We start from the raw sequence: 18,767 nt of genomic DNA, 5'->3' as shown, positions 1-18,767 counted from the left end.
CGCCGCTCAGCGGCACTTCATCTCGGCCTTCTTCGAGGCCATCTGCTCGGCGATGCCGTCACCCGGCACGGCGTAGTCCTCCACCGCCTGGAAGTCCGAGCAGCCGCCCACGTTGTTCAACGCGTTCTGCGCCTGCGTGGAGCAGAAGGCCACCACGCGGTTCAGGTTCGTGTTGCCCTTGTAGAAGTCGAAGCCCATCTTCCAGATGCGGCAGCCACGGCGGCGGTCCTCGCGGTCGGCGAAGTGCTTGCCGCGCTGGTAGGCGGAGGCCGCCAGGTCCTGGAACATGTTCTTCCGGTAGAAGGACAGGTGCGACTCCGCCAGCTCCGCCATGATGCGCTTGTCCGTGGCCAGCGCGTCCTTGAACGGCGCCACCGCGCGCTCGGGGTCGTCGTTGCTGAGCGAGCTCTCACCCGTCTTGAAGAGCTGATCCACGTTGGACACGTCGCGGATGAGATCGTCCGCCAACTGGTGGAACTGCGCCTGGTCCTCCTTCGAGCGCAGCTTCTGCAGCGTCGCCATCGCCTCGCTGCCGCGGCCGGCCCAGTAGTCCATCATCGCCGCCTGGACGAGCTTCGGGGCGTAGCGCTTGGCGAACATGGCGCGCACCTCGCTGGCCTGATCCACGCCCAGCCCGTCCTCCTGGAGGATGTCGGACACGGGGCAGGTCCACGGCTGGGCGTTGCGGTCCACGCGGTTGCGGGCCACCAGGAACTTCACGAACATGGCGTCCTTGGGGCGCCACTCGTTCCTGCGCAGGTGGCCCTCCAGGCGGAGCGTCTGACCGATGGGCGGCTCCAGGTCCTCCTTGCTCTGCTTCTGGCACCACACTTCCATGTACTGCTGGCAGCGCTGGACGGCCGGGCCCCACTGCGAGTTGTTCAGGTAGCGGTTGCAGTCGAACTTCGCGCGGTCCACGAACTGCTCGGCCGTCTCCTTCGCCTTGGAGCGGGCGCGGCGGAAGTACTCGCTCTCCTTCGGAATCTTGCGCAGGAACTCCAGCGCGTCCTTCTCGCGGTTGAGCTCGATGGCCTTCTTCGCGGCCTCGAAGTTGTCGAAGGCCTCCTTCTCCAGCTTGATGCGCCGCACGAGGGTGTTCGCCTCGGCGTTGATGGGGTCCATGTCCAGCGCCTGCTCACACGCCTTCTCGGCGCGGCCCCAGTCGGGAGCCCCCATCTCATTGGAGGAGTAGGAGCGGCACTCGCTGAGGAACTCCTGCACCTGCTGCGCGGGATCCAGCGGCGCGGCCGGCCCCGTCTTCTGCGCCTTCTGGGGCGCCCCGATGGAGGTCTTCACCACCGCCGCCACCGCCAGCAGCGCCATCACGCCGCCCGCGACCACCAGCAGCTTGCGCTTCTTGTCGGCCTCGGGCGCGGCCCTGCCGCCACGACGGGCCGGCGCCGCGCCCGTGCCCGGACGGCGCGAGGGCGTGTCCGCGGCCTCGTAGGTCATCTCCACCACGCCGAACTGGAGGACGTCCCCAGGCTGCAGGTCGACGAACTCCTCGCCCAGCAGCTCGCCGTTGAGCAGCGTGCCGTTGGCGCTGCCCAGGTCGCGCGCGAGCACGGCGGAGCCCTCGCGCTTCACCTCCGCGTGCTTCCGGCTCACAGAGTCGTCATCCAGGATGACCGCCGCCGGAGGCGCCCGGCCCACCAGCACCGTGCCGTTGATGGGATAGGACTTGCCCGCCCACGGGCCCGTCATTCCCTTGAGCATCGGACCGGAGCTCGCGCCCGCCGCCGCGTCACCCGCGCCCGCCCGCGAGGGCGTGGAGCGCGCGGGCCGCTTCGCCAGCGCGCCCTCGGGCTTCGCGGCCCCGTTCTGCGTAGCCTTGGCGCGGATGCTGGGCATGGCGCGCGTGCCCTTCACGGGCGCGTCCGAGAGCGTCGCCGGGTCGCCGGGAGGAGGCGTCGCCGCGCGGCGGCCGCTGGTGCTCCGGGCGCTGCCCTTGAGCTTCAGCTCATAGTCGCCCAAGAGCACCTGCGAGGCCGGCGTCAGCGCCGTGGGCCCCTCGATGCGCTCGCCGTCCACGAAGGTGCCGTTCTGGCTGCCCCCGTCCTCGACGTAGACCGTGCCGCCCTCCACGTAGATGCGCGCGTGCTGCCGCGACACGCCACCTTCCGTGAGGACCAGGTCATTGCCCTGCTGGCGGCCAATCTTCAGCTCGCCCGCGATCTCGTGCTCGTGCTCAGTGCCGTCAGGGTGACGGACGACCAGGGTAGGCATGGGCGCGTCAGTCCTCGCGGAAGATGCTCATGTTCACGGGGATGCCCTTGCGCTGGAGCTCGTCGTAGAACTTCGGGACGAAGCCCGACGCCACGTAGCGACCGCGCACCTTGTGGTCCTCCGTGAAGCCGTCCTGCTTGTAATAGAAGATGTCCTGCAGGGTCACGATGTCGACCTCCATGCCGGACACCTCCGTGATGAAGCAGATCTTGCGGGAGCCGTCGGAGAAGCGCGTCTGCTGCACGATGAGGTGCACGGCGCTGGCGATCTGCTCGCGGATGGCCTTCACCGGCAGCTCCATGCCGGACATGAGCACCATCGTCTCCAGGCGGGCAATCGCGTCGCGCGGCGTGTTCGCGTGCAGCGTGGTGAGCGAGCCGTCGTGGCCGGTGTTCATGGCCTGGAGCATGTCCAGCGTCTCACCGGAGCGGCACTCGCCCACCACGATGCGGTCCGGCCGCATGCGCAGGCAGTTCTTCACCAGCTCGCGGATGGTGATGGCGCCCTTGCCTTCCAGGTTGGGCGGGCGGCTCTCCAGTTGCACCCAGTGGTCCTGCGGCAGCTGAAGCTCCGCCGCGTCCTCCACCGTGATGATGCGCTCACCCTCCGGGATGAACGAGCTGATGATGTTCAGCGTCGTCGTCTTCCCGGAGCCCGTGCCGCCGGAGATGACGATGTTGCGCCGGGCCGTGACGCACATCTCCAGGAACTCCGCCATCTGCGCGGTGACGGTCTTGTATTTGATGAGGTCCTGGATCTTCAGCGCGTCCTTCTTGAACTTGCGGATGGTGATGCAGGGACCCTTGAGCGCCAGCGGCGGGATGATGGCGTTCACGCGGCTGCCGTCCTTGAGGCGCGCGTCCACCAGCGGGCTGGATTCGTCGATGCGGCGGCCAATGGGCGCCACGATGCGCTCGATGACGCCGAGCACCGCCTGGTTGGAGGAGAACGTCTTCTCCGACAGGGTCAGCTTGCCCTTGCGCTCGATGTAGATCTGGTTGGCGTGGTTCACCATGATCTCGCTGATCTCTTCCGACGCGAGGAACGCCTCCAGGGGCCCCAGGCCCAGCGCCTCGTTGATGACGTCGGTGAGCAGCTCCTCCCGGTCCACGTCCCCGGGGAGCTCCTGGTCCGCCTCCATCTGGTCGATGATGTCCCGGATGGCCTTTTCGGTGCGGCGCCAGAGCTCCTCGTCCCCGAGCCGGTCCATGTCCATGCGGCGCAGGTCCAGGTACTCGATGAGCCGGTCGTGGATCTCCTTCTGGAGCCGCGAGTAGCGCTCCAGCCGGGGGTCCACCTTGCGCTTGTTCTTCGCCATGGCCGCGGCCATGGACGCGGGCATGCGGCTGGGAGCCGCGGGGGCGGGCGCGGGCTCCTCCTCCTCGTAGGGCTCCTCCTCTTCGTAGGCCTCTTCCTCGTAGGCCTCCTCGCCCTGCTCCTCGTCGTAGGCCTCTTCCGCGGGCTCGTCTTCCAGCGGCTCGACGTTGAGGATGTAGTCGCCGATGGAGACCTGGTCGGTGGGCTTGAGCACCATGGGACCGGCGATCTTCTTGCCGTTCACGAAGGTGCCGTTCGTGGACTTCATGTCCACGATGATGAAGCGCCCATCCTTTTCGACGATGCGGGAGTGGGTCTTGGAGACGTTCCCCTTGGCGAGCACGATGTCGTTGCCAGCAATCCGGCCGATCGTGATCTCGTTCTTGGGGTACTCCCGCTGCTCCGAACCGCCGCCCTTCTCCGTCAGCGTGATGAGAAACATGGGTCGGGATGCTACCAAGCCCTCCTACGACCTCAAAGACTCCTGCGACGCTCGCCCGCCTGCTGCCCGGAAACGGACGGGCCGGCACCCTCCCCCTCTGAAGCGGGGACGGAGCCGGCCCGGATCCAACGTGACGGCGAGGAAGGCCGTCAGTCGAAGATGTTGAAGTTCACCTCGGAGCGGGCCTGCTTGTAGCGGGTCTTCACGTCCTCGATGATGCTGCGGACCTTGTCCGAGTCCGGATTCACGATGCGCGGGGTGACGAAGATCACCAGCTCGCGCTTGGTGGAGTCGAACGCGCGGTTCTTGAACAGCTCGCCCACGATGGGGATGTGACCCAGGCCGGGCAGCTTCGCGACGGCCTTCTGCTCGTCGTGGCTGAACACGCCGGACAGCACGATCGTTTCTCCGTGGCGCACGGTGACGTTCGTCTTGACCTTGCGGGTGCGGAAGCCCGGGATGGCGGACGAACCACCGAAGGACACGGACACGGAGGTGTCGATTTCGGAGGCCTCGGCCTCCACCTCGGTCTGGATGTTGCCGTTGCGGTCCGCGGTGGGGCGGATGTTCAGGATGACGCCGTAGGGCTTGTACTCCACCGTGAACTGCGTGTTGGTGATGAGGGGGATGGGCACCTCGCCGCCGGCGAGGAACTCCGCCTTCTCACCGCTGGCGCACACCAGCTTGGGCTGCGCCAGCAGGCGGCCGTAACCGTCGTTGGCCTGGAAGCCGATGCTCAGGTCGGAGCCGCCGATCGCGCCCAGCGTGAGGGTGGAGACGGCGTCGCCGGAGGGCAGCAGCGCCTTGTTCAGGTTCGCGGTGGCGGACAGCGTGCCGGTGATGTCCGTGGGGTACTTGATGCCGTAGCGGTCGCGGCTGTTGCGGCGGATTTCGACGAACTGGACCTCGGAGAGGATCATCCGCTTGATGCCGACGACGAGCAGGTTCTCCACCTTCTCACCGATGGCCTTGGTGATGAGCTCCGCCTTCTGGAGGTCCTGCTGGCTCTCCACGGAGCCCTCCAGGAAGATGGTCGCGCCCACCACATTGGCCTGCACGTTCTTCAGGCCCGCCTTCTGGAAGGCCGCGTTCAGGTTCTGCGCGACGAGCTTCTTGGCGTTGGGGGCGATCTTCACGAACGACTTCACGTTCGGGTACAGGCTCACCACCTGCTCGATGCGGTCCGCGTCCTGCGTGGTGTAGGCCTGACCGTCCAGGTAGATGCGGTCGCCCACCATGCGCACGGACACGCCTTCAATCTCACCGAGCAGGCGCTTGATCTCGGAGATGACCTCGTTGGGGTCCTGCTTGCGGACCGTCACCAGGTAGCTGATGCGCTGACCGGAGGACTTCCAGACGAGCAGCGTCGTCTTGCCCTCGGCGTTACCGGTGACGAGCAGCTGGCCGGTGCCCAGCGTCTTCACCTCGGCGATGGACGGATCACCCAGCGCGACGCGGCTGAGGCCGGGAATGGTGAGCACCTTCTGGGTGCCCACACCCAGGCTGACGGAGCTGCCCTCCTGGGCCTGGGCAGGGGCGCTGGCCACCACCGTGACGACGGCGCCGAGCGCCAGGGCTTGCGTGAAGCGAGTGAACATCGTGTGAGTCCCCTTCTTGCGTGCGCGCGCCCGGCCTGACGGCGCGCTATCCCAGATGTTGTTGCTGCCACCACATGGCCCAGAAAGTCCCGAGCGCGATGGAGACGCCGTAGGGGATGTGTCGCGCGGGCGAGGGCGAGGTTTCCTCGCGCATCCATTTCATCCGCACCGCCCAGCGACGGGCCACCGCCGCCAGCGTGTCCCAGACGGCCCCCTGCCACAGCAGCGTGACGATGGCCTGCAGCGCGCCCGTGAGCGAGATGAAGGCCGCCGCGGCGAGCACCGTGGGAAAGCCCAGCACGCAACCCACGCCCGCCATCAGCTTGACGTCACCCCACCCCATGCGCCCGCGCAGCGCACCCGGCACCAGCAGCAGCGCGAGTCCCGCGCCCGCCAGAAGCCCGCTCACCACCCCCGACTCCAGCCCGCCCACCCCTTCGGACACGCCGCGCAGCCCGAGCCCCAGCACGATGAGGGGATAGGTCACGGCGTTCGGGATGAGCCGGCGCAGCACGTCGGTCACCACCGCAATCACCAGGGCCACTCCCAGAATCGTCCACGACGCGAGCTGAGCAGGTGTCATTCGGCACCTGCTCCCATGAGGAGCAGGCGACCCCCATCAAACAATGGAGGCCCTGAGCCCGTCAATTCCTGAACAAGGCCATCGCACCGTGGGGCCCCGCGTCATGCCGGCTTCAGTGGATGACGAGGCGGATCTTCTCGCTGCAGATGAAGTACTCGTCCCCGTCCTCGACCTTGCGGCGCTTGATGCGCTGCTTGTTGAACCAGGTCCCGTTCGAGGAGCCGAGGTCTTCGATGTAGAAGTCGCCGCCGTCGCGGGCGATGACGGCGTGCTCGCGCGACACCTTGCCGGAGTTGATGACGAAGTCGCAGTGCTTGCCGCGTCCGATGACGTAGCGGTCCTTGACGATCTTCTCCTGCTCGCCGGACTCCGTGACGAGGTAGAGCGCGGCGCCCTCCTCCTCGTCCGGCTCCTCCATGGCCTCTTCTTCCTCGGCCTCTTCCGGCGGCTCGTCCTGCATGTCGTCGAGCGGCGGCTCCTCCTGCTCGGGCAGGGGCTCCTCCTCGTCCTCGATCATGTCGTCCGCGGCGGGCGGAGGCGGCTCGTTCTTGCCCTTGATGAGCCGCTCCAACTCGGCGGCAGTCTCCAGGACGCGCTCGGCGACCTCGCGGCGCACCGGATCATTGTCCAGGCCGTTGGAGGACGGGCGCTCATCCACGTTGCGCGCGGCGCCTCGCGGGGGCGGCGCGGGGGACAGCACCGGCGGAGCGCCCTTGGCCGCGGCGGCCGGGGGCGGAGCCGCGGCCGGACGCGCCGCCGCGGCGGGCGCGGATGACGGCACCGCCGCCACGGCGGGCTCGCCCTTCGTCCTCACGTCGATGAAGCCGTTGAGGCGCGCGAACATGAACAGCGCCTGGTTGATGAGCGCGTCGCGATCCGACCCCATCTGCTGGGCCATCTCTTCGTACGTCTCCCACAGGTGCTCGGCGATGCCGACCTTGCGTGCGGGACGGGAGTTCTGATCGATCATCGGTCTTGGCTCGGGAAATGCTGGACGTGAGGGACGATAGCAGAGCCGCTCGGGCGCGCCCAGTTACTGGAACGCCCGGAGATACGTGAGGTTGTCCAGGTTGTCGGTGATCGACTCCAGGGCCACCTGGAGCACGCCGTCCGCCGAGGGGTACGCGACGTAGGCGAGGCTGGAGCCCTCCACGTCCGTGGCCACCACGGAAGCAGGCAGGGTGTAGACGCCCAGGCTGCTCGACTGGCCGGTGTCCACGCCGAAGATGTAGCGGCGGAAGCGCGGCAGCAGCGTCACCAGGTAGCGGTCCCCCGCGTTGAGGCGGCTCCCCGCGCCGAGGGTCGGCGTCATCGTGAGCGTCAGCGGCGCGGGCACGTAGGTGGTGGGCGTCCTGGGCGGGTCCAGGCCCAGGTCGAAGCCGTCCGGGTGGTAGTAGTAGTCCAGGAAGGTGGAGACCGTGTACGCCTCGTTGACGTCCAGCCGCTGCAGGTACGTGCCGCTGGTCTCCGCGCCCGCGTAGAGCACGAAGGGCTTCACGTTCGGGCCCGCGCGCACGGAGAACGACGGATAGGACGCGCAGGGCTCGGCCGCGGCGGCGACCGCGGGGTCGGACAGGTCCGGGTAGAGCCGCGTGAGGCCGTCGCCCTGGTCCTCCAGGCGCAGGATGGGGATGACCGCCGCGCAGGCGCCCGCGTTGTTCGCCAGGATGATGGAGTCGCCGGGAATCACGCCCCGGGCCGTCGCCAGGGCCGTCTCGATGAGGAGCGGAGGGTCCTCCTGGTTCAGGTCGCGGGAGAGGCCAACCAGCCCGGGCAGCACGCCCTGGAAGACGAAGCGGTACGTCCCGTTGGGCACCGAGCCGTTGCAGAGGAACGCCGTGGCGTTGGTCGCGTCCTGCACCTGGGGACAGCCGGGCTGGGTCACGGTGATGCCCTGGAACTGATCCGAGCGCAGCTGCTCGTTGCTGTCCAGCAGCTGCGCGGACACCGACGAGTTCAGCGGCTTGTTCGCGGAGTCGCGGTCCAGGTTGAACGGGCGCCGCTCGTCCGCGCGGAACAGGGTGATCTTCCCGTCGGACGACGGCATGATTCCCAGGAGCGGAATGGGGGTGATGTAGGGCACGCTGTCCGCCAGGATCTCACGGACCTCCAGGCCCGAGCGCAGCGTGAGGCCCGTGGGCAGGCCCGCGGACGTCCGCAGGGTCAGCATGGGCGCGCCGGTGATGTCGCGGGCGAGCACCGGCGCCGCGGACGGCGCATTCACCGGATCCGCCCCGTTGTCGAGCGCGATGACGCCCTCGCAGTCGGACGAGTTGCACGTCAGCTCGTCCAGCACCACGAACACGAAGCGGCCCGCGGGCCAGGGCTCGATGCAGCTCGTCGTCCCGTCGGTCTGGGTCTTCACCACCGTGCCCGCCGGGCAGTTCCCATCGTCGAGCTTGGGCTTGGGCACGCTGTAGCTGGGGTGCGTGGCCACGAGCCGCGCCGGGATGTCCACCAGGTCCGCGTAGTTGGGCACCGCGTAGGGCGCCGGACGCGGCCGCTTGTACGGAATCTCCACGGAGGCCCCGTCCGCGACGACGCGCACGAGCCGGCTGGTGCCGGACACGTTGCGGATGGCGACCACCAGCGAGTCCACCACGTCCGCCCGCGCGGGCAGCGTGGTCATGGACATCACCGTGTCCGCGGGCTTGAGGCAGAAGACGGGCAGCGCGGGAGGCAGCGCGGCCGCGTCGAAGCCCTCCGGGCCGGGCAGGTCCTGGCGCATCACCACCCCGCCACCGAAGGGACCGCAGAGCTGCTCGGCGGCCTCCGGGCGCGTCTGGAGCGCGTAGTACAGGACGCTCGGCGCGCCCTCCGCCACCGGGGCGTGCGCGGTGAAGGCGGTGATGAGCTGGCCGGTCGCCAGGCGCGTCACCTCGTTGAGGCGCGCGCGGTCCGCGGCCACCACGGAGATGCCGCGGCCGCCGGAGCTGCGCGCGTAGATGTACGGGCCGGACACGTCATTGCCGTCGCCGTCGTAGCCCACGTCGCGGGTGAGCGAGTCCGGCCGCGCGATGACGGGGATGGCCAGGGGCTCCAGCGGGTTGGGCGCGGGGATGAACTCACGCGGCGTGCGCGTCAGGTCCAGCACGCGCAGCTCATCCCGGTCCTGCGAGGTGACGAAGACGAGCTGGTTGGAGAGCACCACGTCGTACGTGCCGGAAAGCCCGGCGGCGCCCGCGGTGGAGGTGGTGTCGGAGCAGGCGAGCGCGAGGCTCGCGCCGCTCAGCACCAGGGCAGCAAGAAAGCCGCGCTTCAAGGTCAGTTCTCCTGGCACACGCTGGTGCCCTGGTTCGGATCACGCTGCTGCTGGATGCCCAGCCTGGCCACCAGCCGCGCGTCCTGGGGACGCGACAGGTCGGGGATGTCCACGATGGCCACCTGGCTGTCACCGAAGTTGGTCACGAACAGCCGCGCCGCGTTCGTCCCGGCGGGGTTGTCCACCGTCAGCCCGAAGGCCTGGGACGGGTTGCTGGTCTGGTTCTGGTTGTTGACGAGCGGCACCTGCGCCACGACCTGCCCGAGCGCCTCGTCGTAGAGGGACACCGCGCTGTCGCCGGTGCTCGTCACCGCGATGATGTGGGTGTCCGCGTTGGACGCGCCCGGCGTCCGCGAGATGATCTGCATGTCGCTCACGCCGTCGGGCATGGGCACCGCGGAGACCACGCGGAAGAAGGGCTGCGTGGAGGTGCCGCCCGGCACCGCGTCATATTCGAAGTCGAGCGTGAGCAGCGTGTCCGGGCCGCGCGCCAGCATGTACAGCCGCTCGCGCACGAAGTTCGGACGCACCGCCCGCTCCTCCGCCGTCACCGGACGGGGCACCACGCGCGCGGCGCGCGCCTCGCGGATGCGGTACTCCGCCTGCAGCGAGGGCTCCAGGATGGTGCCGGGGTCGTTCTTGTCCACCAGCCGCAGCACGAAGTTGCCGGCCACGGTGCCGCTGATGCCGGCCACGAAGTTGCGGCCCGTCACGTAGAGGAAGCCCGTGCCCACCGTCACCGAATCCGAGCCGCCGTAGAGGTAGCCCTCGGGAGACAGCGAGATGAAGCCCAGCGAGTCCCGCGTGGGGTTGTCCAGCTTCACCGTGGCCAGGTAGCTCTCGAAGTTGCTGCTGGACCTGGCGGGCGAGTCCGCCGCCTCCGAGTGCGTCACGTACAGGTTGCCGCTCGCCTCATCCACCGTCACGCCGATAGGCGACGGAGCGCGGGGCAGGTCCGCGCGCCCCTCGTCGCTGAGGGACGACGGGATGTCCTCGGTGAGCGACAACGCGCCGGTGCGGCAGTCCATGCCGCCCTGCACGCAGGTGAGCACCGGAGCGCCGTTGGCCTCCAGGCTCACGTCCACCGCGTTCAGGTTGTTGCCCTCCGCGCGCGAGGGCACGAACAGGCGCGGCAGCCCCGTGGCCGGGTTCACCCACAGGCCCAATTCGCCCGCGAAGCTGCGGATCTGCACGAGCGACTCGTCCGCGGACGCCAGGTCCTCGAAAGCGAGCGGAGCGTCCGGGAGCGCGCCGCCCAGGTGGGGCACCGTGACGGTCTGCCCGTCCACCTGCGTGCTCAGCGTGTCCAGGTTCAGCGCCACCACCGAACCGGAGTCGTAGCAGTTGTCGAAGTTGGCGTTCGCGACGAACAGGTAGCCATTGCTCGCCGACGGGCCGCCCGCCGCTGGAGGGCGCCAGAAGGCCACCCCGCTGGGGTACACGAAGCGGGTGGACGGAGGCGGGTTCGGTTCGGATTCAATCGAACACGCCCCGAGGAGCAGCAGCGCGGGAGTCAGGAAGTGGAGGCGCATCAGAGGGGGGCGGAGTGTAGGAACGCGGCCCTGCCCCGGGCAACTGAATAGGGCGTCTGCTATTCCCGGTCGCCCTCTCGCCGACATCCGCCCCCATCCACGGGGCGTGCGCCGCTCCCCTGGTGGGGGAACGGGCACGCTCCGGGGCGGAGGAAGAGCGGCCAGGCGTCAGGCCGCGGCGGTCTCGGCCTGGATCTTGGAAAAGTCCGCCACCTGGTTGAACAGGGCGCCAATCTCCGTGAGGAACCGGATGCGGTTCTCCCGCAGGTCCTTGTCCTCGGCCATCACCATCACCTTGTCGAAGAAGGTGTCCACGGCGGGCTTCAGGCCGGTGATCTCCTTGAGCGCGCCGGCGAAGTCGTCCGCGCGCACGTGCTCACCCACCCGGGTGCGCGCCTGGGTGAAGGCGGTGTGGAGGTTCTTCTCCGGCTCGTCGGTGAACCGCTGCGGGTTGGTCTGCCCGCCGGCCACGTCCTTGCCCTGCTTCTCCACGATGTTGACCACGCGCTTGAACGCCGCCGCCAGCGGCTGGAAGTCCGAGTGGCCCACGAGCACGCTCAGGGCCTCCAGGCGCTTCTTCGCCGCCACGAGGTCGTCGAAGCCCACGGACAGCACCGCCTCCACGACGTCCGTGCGGTGCTGCTCGCCCCACAGCGCCTTGAGGCGGCCGCGGAAGAACTCCAGCACCTGCTCGCGCGGGGCCGCCTCACCCGGCTTGCGCTTCACGTTGGCCAGCTTGGGGGCCAGCAGGCGCAGCGCCTCATCCACCGCGGCGGACAGGCTGAAGCGGTAGCCGCGCCCCAGCACGATGCGGATGATGGACAGGCACGCGCGGCGCAGCGCGAACGGATCCGCCGCGCCGGACGGCGCCCTGCCAATGGCGAAGATGCCGCACAGCGAGTCCAGCCGGTCCGCTAGGCCGATGAGCGCGCCCGCGTCCTGCGACGGCAGCGCGTCCTCGGCGCCGCGGGGCAGGTAGTGCTCGAAGATGGCCAGCGCCACCGCGTCGGGCTCGCCGCCCGCCTTCGCGTACTCGCGGCCCATCACGCCCTGGAGCTCCGGGAACTCGCCCACCATGCCGGTGACGAGGTCCGCCTTGGACAGCGTGGCGGCGCGCTCCACCGTGGCCGCCTCCCCTGCCCTGCCCGTGGCCTGGGCCAGCCAGCCCGCCAGCGCGCGGAAGCGCTCCACCTTCTCCAGGTACGTGCCCAGCTGACCCTGCCACACCACGCGGCCCAGCTTCTCCACGCGGTCGGCCAGCGGGGTGCGGCGGTCCTCGTCGAAGAAGAAGCGCCCGTCCGCGAGCCGCGCCGCCAGCACGCGCTGGTAGCCGCGCAGGGACAGCTGCTCGTCGCGCACCGGCGTGTTGGACACGGCGATGAAGCGCGGCAGGAGCTTCCCCTTCGCGTCCGTCAGGGAGAAGTAGCGCTGGTGGCTCTTCATCTCCTGCACCAGGACCTCCGGCGGCAGGTCCAGGTGGCGCTCCTCGAAGCTGCCCACCACGGGGCTCGGCAGCTCCACCAGGTTCGTCACCTGGTCCACCAGGCCCTCGTCCTCCAGGAGCCGGGCGCCCGCCGAGGCGGCCGCGGCGTTCACCTTGCGCACCAGCTCCGCGCGGCGCTTCGCGATGTCCGCGATGACGTGCGCCTTCTCCAGCGCGGCCTCGTAGTCCGCGGGCGCCTTCAGCGTGATGGCGCCCGGCGCGAGGAAGCGGTGGCCGTAGGTCGTGCGGCCCGACTTCACGTCGCCCAGCACCACCGGCAGCTGCGTGTCGCCCAGGAGCGCCACCAGCCACTGCACCGGGCGCGCGAAGGCCGTGTCCACGTCACCCCAGCGCATGGACTTCTTGAAGTTGATGCCGTGCACCGCCGCGTGCAGCGCGTCCTGGAGGATGGCCTCCGCGGGACGGCCCTTCTCCTCCACGCGCGCGGAGAGGTACTCGCCCTTGGCGTTGGTGGTGCGCCCGAGCGCGTCCACGGACAGCTTGAGGCTCTCGGCGAACTTCTCCGCCGCCTTGGTGGGCTTGCCCTGCGCGTCGAAGGCGGCCTTGGCGCTGGGCCCCAGCACCTCCTTCGTGATGTCCTCGCCCGCGTCCGCCACGTCGCGGACCTGGACGGCCAGCCGGCGCGGCGTGCCGAACGTGCGCACCTCGCCGTGCTTCAGGCGGGCGTCGGCCATGCGCTCGGTGAGCACGCGCTTCAGGTCCTCCAGCGCGGGGATGATGAACGACGCCGGGATCTCCTCGGCGCCGACCTCCAGCAGCAGATCACGCGCCACGGGACACCTCCGCCTTCTCCTTCTTCTCCACCGGCTTGTTGAGCTGCACCGTCTTCCAGTAGTCGCTGGCGGGCTTGCCCTCCAGCACCGGCGGCTGCTCGCCCACGGTCCACGGCGTCTTCGTCAGCGGGAAGCCCAGCCGCTCGCGCATCTGGAGATACCCTTCCGCGCACAGGCGCGCGTTGTCACGCACGCGCTTGATGAAGTTGGCGCGCTCGGTGACGGAGATGGCGCCGCGCGCGTCCAGCAGGTTGAACGTGTGCGAGCACTTGAGCGCGTAGTCGTACGCGGGCAGCGGCAGGTGGCGCTCGATGAGCCGCTTGCACTCCTTCTCGTACGCGTCGAACAGCGTGAAGAGCATCTGCGGGTCGGACTCGTGGAGGGCGTACTTGCTCATCTCCACTTCGTTCGCGTGGAAGACCTCGCGGTACTTCACGCCCTTGACCCACTCGATGTCGAAGACGTTCTCCACGTTCTGCAGGTACATCGTGAGGCGCTCGAGCCCGTACGTCAGCTCCGCGGCCACGGGGCGGCAGTCGAAGCCGCCGCACTGCTGGAAGTAGGTGAACTGCGTCACCTCCATCCCGTCGCACCACACCTCCCAGCCCAGGCCCCAGGCGCCCAGCGTGGGGGACTCCCAGTCGTCCTCGACGAAGCGGATGTCGTGCTCCAGCGGGTCCATCCCGATCTTCCGCAGCGACTCCAGGTATAGCTCCTGGACGTTCTTGGGCGCGGGCTTGAGGATGACCTGGAACTGGTGGTGCTGGAACAGGCGGTTCGGGTTCTCACCGAAGCGGCCGTCGGCGGGGCGCCGCGAGGGCTGCACGTAGGCGACGTTCCAGGGCTCGGGACCGAGCGCGCGCAGGAACGTGTACGGGGCCATCGTGCCCGCGCCGACTTCCGTGTCGTACGACTGGGTGACGATGCATCCCTGGTCGGCCCAGTGCTTCTGGAGCGTGAGGATGAGGTCCTGGAAATACATGATGGCGAGTCCTTCTCGCAGTGCGTCGAAGGCGGAGGCGGAACGCGGCGGACCCTAGTGAGGGGGTCCAGGAGCGTCAAGGACGGCGGTCAGTCCGAGTAGTCCGGCAGGTCGGCCAGTCGAATCTGCAGCTTCGTCACCTCGCCGGGACGGATGGGAGCGGACAACAGCTTGCTCGTACCGCCGGGATCCTGCGGGTCCACCACGCGCAGACGGTACGTCCCGATGGGCAGGGGGAACTTGTTCAACGGGGACGTGCCCAGTTGCGTGGCGCCGTCGAACACGGCCGCGTTCTTCGGCACCGTGTAGAGCGTCAGCCAGCCCAGGCCCGCCTTCGCAGCGCCCTTGGAGGTGCTCGTGTCGAGCACCTCCGGGTTCTCCTCCTGAGAGACGGTGGTGACGGGCTCCGGGGACCGCTCCGTGGGCGCGGGCTTCGCGGGGCGCGGCTCCGCCTTCGCCACCACGGGCGCGGGCGCGTCCGTCGTGGCGGCCGGCTTCGTCTTGCGTCCCCCCTTGGCAGCGGGGGCCTGCTTCGTGTCGATGGGCGGCGCGACCACCACCGGTTCGGGCGGGGGCGTCGGATCAACCTGCGCGGGCTCGGGGGTGGTCTTCTGGACGAAACCCGGCGGAGGACCGGAGGGCTTCGGCGGCCACTGTCCGTTCGCGGCGGGGTCCACCGGAGGGGGCGGATCCAGCTCCGCCTTCACCCACTGCTTCGCGGAGTCGAACGCCGGCATGAACACGCGGCGCACGGGTTCGAGCGTCGCCAGGTACGCCACGCCGCCCAGGAGGAAGAGCAGGAACAACCGCATGCCCCAGCCGGAGCCCTCGCGCACGGGCGGGGCCACGGGGGGCGCTTCTTCAACGGACGCCTCTTGCTCCACCTGCCGCGAGGACCGCGCGGTGCCGCGCACCGGGCGGGCCTTGAAGCGCTGGGTCTGGAGCTCGCTGGGCGGATCCATCAGCCCGTCGGACGGGGCTGCGTCGCGGGCTTCGGCGGGCTCCGGCCGAGCGCTGGGACGGGCCCGCGAGGGCCGCACGGCGTCCGCGGGAGGACGAACGACCCGGGGAACTGGCGTCCCATCCGCCCCCGCGGGCCGCTGCGCTCGCGGCGTCACGGCGGGCGTGTTGACGCGAGAGGCGCGGGCCTCCACGGCCTCATTGGCGGGACGCGGGGTCGCGCGGGGCGCGGGCGTCGCGGACTCCGTGGCGGTGCGGCGGACGGGCGTGGGCTTGAAGGACGCCGCGACGTCCGGGGACGGGGCCTCCGCGTGCGGCGACTTCACCTGCGCGGTGGCCGCCGAGGCGGCCTGCTCACTGCCCTCCTCCACCTGGAGCGCGCCGGCGGCCTCGCTGACGCGGGCGTCCTCGGCGCGGCTGGCCAGCTCCAGGAGCGTGCGCGTCTTCTGGCGCTTCTCCTCGAAGAGCTCGCCCATGACGGCGGTCATCTGGTCTTCGTCGAACAGCTCGGAGCCCAGCGTGGCCTCGATGGCGCGCGCCATCTCCCGGCAGGTGCCGAAGCGCTGGGTGGTATCGCGCGACAGCGCCTTGAGCACCACCGCTTCCAGGGCCTCCGGCACGGCCGCGTTGAGCGAGCGCGGCGCGGGGATGTCCCCGTCCACGATTTGCATCATCACGGCGGCCTCGCCGGGCGCGTTGAACAGGCGCTGTCCGGCGAGCAGCTCATGGAGCATCACGCCGGTGGAGAACTGGTCGCTGCGGCCATCCAGGTCCTTGTTGCGCACCTGCTCCGGGGACATGTACCCGCTGGTCCCCTTCACGGTGCCCACCTGCGTGCGGCCCAGCTTGCCGCGCGCCTTGGCGATGCCGAAGTCGATCACCTTCACGACGCCGTCGTAGGTGAGCATCACGTTCTTCGGGGACACGTCGCGGTGCACCACCGCCACGGGGCGGCCGGACGGGTCCATGAAGTGGTGGGCGTAGTGCAGGCCCAGGCACGTGTCGCGGATGACACGCGCGCTGAAGCCCAGCGGCAGCGCGTACTTGCGCCGCTCCGCCATCTTCACCACCTGCTCCAGGTTCTGGCCGGGCAGGAACTCCATGGCGAGGTACAGCTCGCCGTCCTCCTCCCCCAGGTCGAACACCTGTCCGATGTTCGCGTGCGAGAAGGCCGCGGTGATGCGCGCCTCGTCGAGGAACATCTTGACGAACTGGTCGTCCTTCTTGATGTCGGGGAGGATCTGCTTCACCGCCACGAACTTGCGGAAGCCACCGGGGCCGGAGGTGTACGCGAGGAACAGCTCCGCCATCCCGCCCATCGAGAGTCGGGTGAGGATCTCGTACTTTCCAATGCGCCGCCCCCGGTCGGGATCGTCTCCGGCGACTCCCTGCGTACTCATGGCGGAGGCGGATGTTACCCGCCCAACCCTCCCAGGTCGATGATCGTCTTTCCAGACCGGCCGCTCCCCCGAGCCAGGAGCCCGGAGAAAGCGGCTTAGGCGCCGAAACGCCGGCGCCGCACGTCGAGCATCCAGGCCTCGAGCGCGGCCACGGCCGCCGGTTGTGGCTCCAGAGGCAACACGGAGGCCGCGTCCGCCGCGTCGAGCACCGCGAAGGCGCGCGTCACCTCCCCCTGCCACTGCGCGCTGAGCGCGTCGGTCAGCTCGATGCGCTCACCGCTCCGCTTGCGCTCCACCAGCGCTCGGGCTTCGCCAAAGCCATACGGCTCCAGCAGGACGGTGACGTCCGTCTCCACCTCGCCCGTGCGCAGCGCGTGCGTTCCAGTGAGCGTCGTGCGCAGCACGTACAGCAACTTCTTCACGGAGCGGAATCCGCTCTTCTCCCACTCGCGGAGCTGTCCCTGCGCGAAGCCGCGATAGTGCCGGTGGATGCGCCGCGACAGCACGGTCCGCACCCGCGGACGCAGCGCCTCCAGATCCGGCAGGGCCCGCACGGTGATGGCCCCCAGCACGCGCTCGATGTAGTTGCCGTTGCCCTGGAGGATGCCCAGCAGCACGGGCTGCAGCTCGTTGGACGAGTAGTCCACCTCCACGCCCTCCAGCACCTCCAGCCGCTCCGCCGGCACGTGCCGGGGCTGGAGGCCCAGGAGCGCGGCGGTGGGCGCGATGTGGATGGCCTTCAGGTCCAGGTCGCTGTCATGCGACGGGAAACCGTACGCATGCGCGCCCGACAGCGAGATGACCAGGTGCTCGCGCAGGAGGGACTCCGCGTCCAGCACGCGGTCCGCCATGCGCTCCTGATGCTCCGTCACCCTGCCCTTCATTCCGTCCCTCCTTCCAGCGCCGGGGCTTCCGGCGCGTCACGGCCCAGCGGTCCGGGCGTCTTCAAGACCCAGCGCCGCGCTACCTCGTCTCCCACGCGACGCAACAGCCGGTCCGCGCGGGCGTAGTCCGGATGCTCCGGCAGCCGGCTCTCACGGTGCGCGGCCTCCAGCGCCGGAGCCATCGCCTCGGCGTCGCGCAGCACGTCCTCCAGGGGCACCTGTCCCCCCTTGATGTCGAGCAGCCGCGACTTCAACGCCCCCGTCGCCTCGAAGGTGGGCACGCCGTCGCGCAGCCAGCCCGTGGCCAGCGCCACCAGCCTCAGCAGGTTGTAGGCGTTCTTCGGCCGCAGCTCGCGAGCGGACGGAGGACGCTGGCCGCCGCCGCGCGCGTATGCCGTGAGCGCCGCGAAGTCGTTGGACGTGAGCAGCCCCTGGTCCCAGAGCGAGCGGTAGAGCTGCTTGACGTACGTCTTCGCCGCGAGCACCGCGTCTTCGGGCGTGGGCGCGGCGCGGGGGCTCATGGCGGCCAGGCGACGGGCCACCTCGTCCAGGTCCGGCGTGGGCTCCTCGCACAGCCATGCGAGGAGCAGGTCGCGGTGCTCGGCCAGCCGCTGGCTGCGGGTGAGCTTGTCGAGTTGGCTCATGGCGTAGCGCCCGAAGCTGCCGAAGATGGCCTTGGAGACGAACGCCTCGCGCGCCTCCAGCACCCACGTGCCCAGCTCGTCCACCGCCGTCGCGCCGGGGACGAAGAGGGTCTCCAGCGTGTTCGGGTCCGCGCGCAGCGCCTGCTCCACCGTCTTGCGGACCTCCCAGTACGTGGTGCTGCCATCCGCGCTCACCAGGTCCTGCGGCGGCTGGCCCAGCCCCAGCGTCCACGGGAGCGGCAACGCGAACACCCCGCGCACGTCCACGTCGGAGCGCTCATCCGCGAGCCCCCAGGCGTGACTGCCCACGCGCGTCTCCAGCACCACGCACGGCCGCAGCGCGCCCCAGGCCGCCTCGCGCCGCTGGGCGAACTGCACCTGTCCCGCGCGCCGGGGCACCAGCTCATCGCGCGCGAACCACACCTCACCCACGCCGACGATCTGCACGTCGAAGCCGCCGTCATGCGCGCGCACCACGCGGCCCACCACGCCCTGGGGGATGCGGCGTCCCCCGGACGCCACGCGCTCCACGCGGGTGGTGACCTCGGTGCCGTGCGGCAGGGGCACCGACAGCCGGTCAATCTGCTCCAGTCCCCGGACGCGCGCCGGAGCGGAGGAAGAAGTCTCGCGGGTGTCACTCATCGGTTCCCCCTGGATGGG

At 69.8% G+C, this 18,767-nt stretch carries 12 protein-coding genes; all 12 read right to left on the bottom strand.

The genetic code is table 11. The features are described from left to right. Positions 1 to 6: 6 nt before the first annotated feature. A complete protein-coding gene (locus JYJ93_RS18380) occupies positions 7 to 2,226 on the bottom strand; it encodes an FHA domain-containing protein (RefSeq protein WP_206793058.1) in 2,220 nt (739 codons plus the stop codon). 7 nt (positions 2,227 to 2,233) lie between these two features. Continuing rightward, on the bottom strand, positions 2,234 to 3,985 hold the full coding sequence (locus tag JYJ93_RS18375) for an ATPase, T2SS/T4P/T4SS family (RefSeq protein ID WP_206793056.1): 1,752 nt from the start codon (positions 3,983 to 3,985) through the stop codon (positions 2,234 to 2,236). Between the two features lie 149 nt (positions 3,986 to 4,134). After that, on the bottom strand, positions 4,135 to 5,583 hold the full coding sequence (locus JYJ93_RS18370) for a pilus assembly protein N-terminal domain-containing protein (protein WP_206793053.1): 1,449 nt from the start codon (positions 5,581 to 5,583) through the stop codon (positions 4,135 to 4,137). Between the two features lie 46 nt (positions 5,584 to 5,629). Next, the gene (locus JYJ93_RS18365) at positions 5,630 to 6,166 is read right to left on the bottom strand and encodes an A24 family peptidase (RefSeq protein ID WP_206793051.1); all 537 of its coding nucleotides are present in this window, start codon (positions 6,164 to 6,166) and stop codon (positions 5,630 to 5,632) included. 112 nt (positions 6,167 to 6,278) lie between these two features. Beyond that, the gene (locus JYJ93_RS18360) at positions 6,279 to 7,136 is read right to left on the bottom strand and encodes an FHA domain-containing protein (RefSeq protein WP_206793049.1); all 858 of its coding nucleotides are present in this window, start codon (positions 7,134 to 7,136) and stop codon (positions 6,279 to 6,281) included. A 63-nt stretch (positions 7,137 to 7,199) separates the two neighbouring features. Further along, complete coding sequence (locus JYJ93_RS18355; protein WP_206793047.1) at positions 7,200 to 9,428, bottom strand: hypothetical protein; 2,229 nt, start codon at positions 9,426 to 9,428, stop codon at positions 7,200 to 7,202. A gap of 2 nt (positions 9,429 to 9,430) precedes the next feature. After that, positions 9,431 to 10,960, bottom strand: a complete 1,530-nt coding sequence (locus tag JYJ93_RS18350; protein WP_206793045.1) for a hypothetical protein — start codon at positions 10,958 to 10,960, stop codon at positions 9,431 to 9,433. A 168-nt stretch (positions 10,961 to 11,128) separates the two neighbouring features. Further along, positions 11,129 to 13,237: a glycine--tRNA ligase subunit beta gene (gene glyS, locus JYJ93_RS18345; RefSeq protein WP_206793043.1), complete on the bottom strand. Its 2,109-nt coding sequence runs from the start codon at positions 13,235 to 13,237 to the stop codon at positions 11,129 to 11,131. Beyond that, entirely contained in the window at positions 13,227 to 14,219 is a 993-nt protein-coding gene (gene glyQ / locus JYJ93_RS18340; protein WP_206793041.1) for a glycine--tRNA ligase subunit alpha, read from the bottom strand. The genes glyS and glyQ overlap by 11 nt, the downstream gene beginning before the upstream one ends. Positions 14,220 to 14,308: 89 nt before the next feature. Next, positions 14,309 to 16,579 (bottom strand): serine/threonine-protein kinase, encoded by a 2,271-nt coding sequence (locus JYJ93_RS18335; protein ID WP_206793039.1) that lies wholly within the window; start codon positions 16,577 to 16,579, stop codon positions 14,309 to 14,311. Positions 16,580 to 16,674: 95 nt separating this feature from the next. Further along, positions 16,675 to 17,463, bottom strand: a complete 789-nt coding sequence (locus JYJ93_RS18330; RefSeq protein WP_206793037.1) for a nucleotidyltransferase domain-containing protein — start codon at positions 17,461 to 17,463, stop codon at positions 16,675 to 16,677. Then, a complete protein-coding gene (locus JYJ93_RS18325) occupies positions 17,460 to 18,749 on the bottom strand; it encodes a nucleotidyltransferase domain-containing protein (RefSeq protein ID WP_206793035.1) in 1,290 nt (429 codons plus the stop codon). Before JYJ93_RS18325 ends, JYJ93_RS18330 begins: the two co-directional genes overlap by 4 nt. Positions 18,750 to 18,767 lie beyond the last annotated feature (18 nt).

Origin of the sequence: Corallococcus sp. NCSPR001 (assembly GCF_017309135.1) — a bacterium.
GTDB lineage: Bacteria > Myxococcota > Myxococcia > Myxococcales > Myxococcaceae > Corallococcus.
This window is presented reverse-complemented; position numbering and strand designations above follow the sequence as displayed.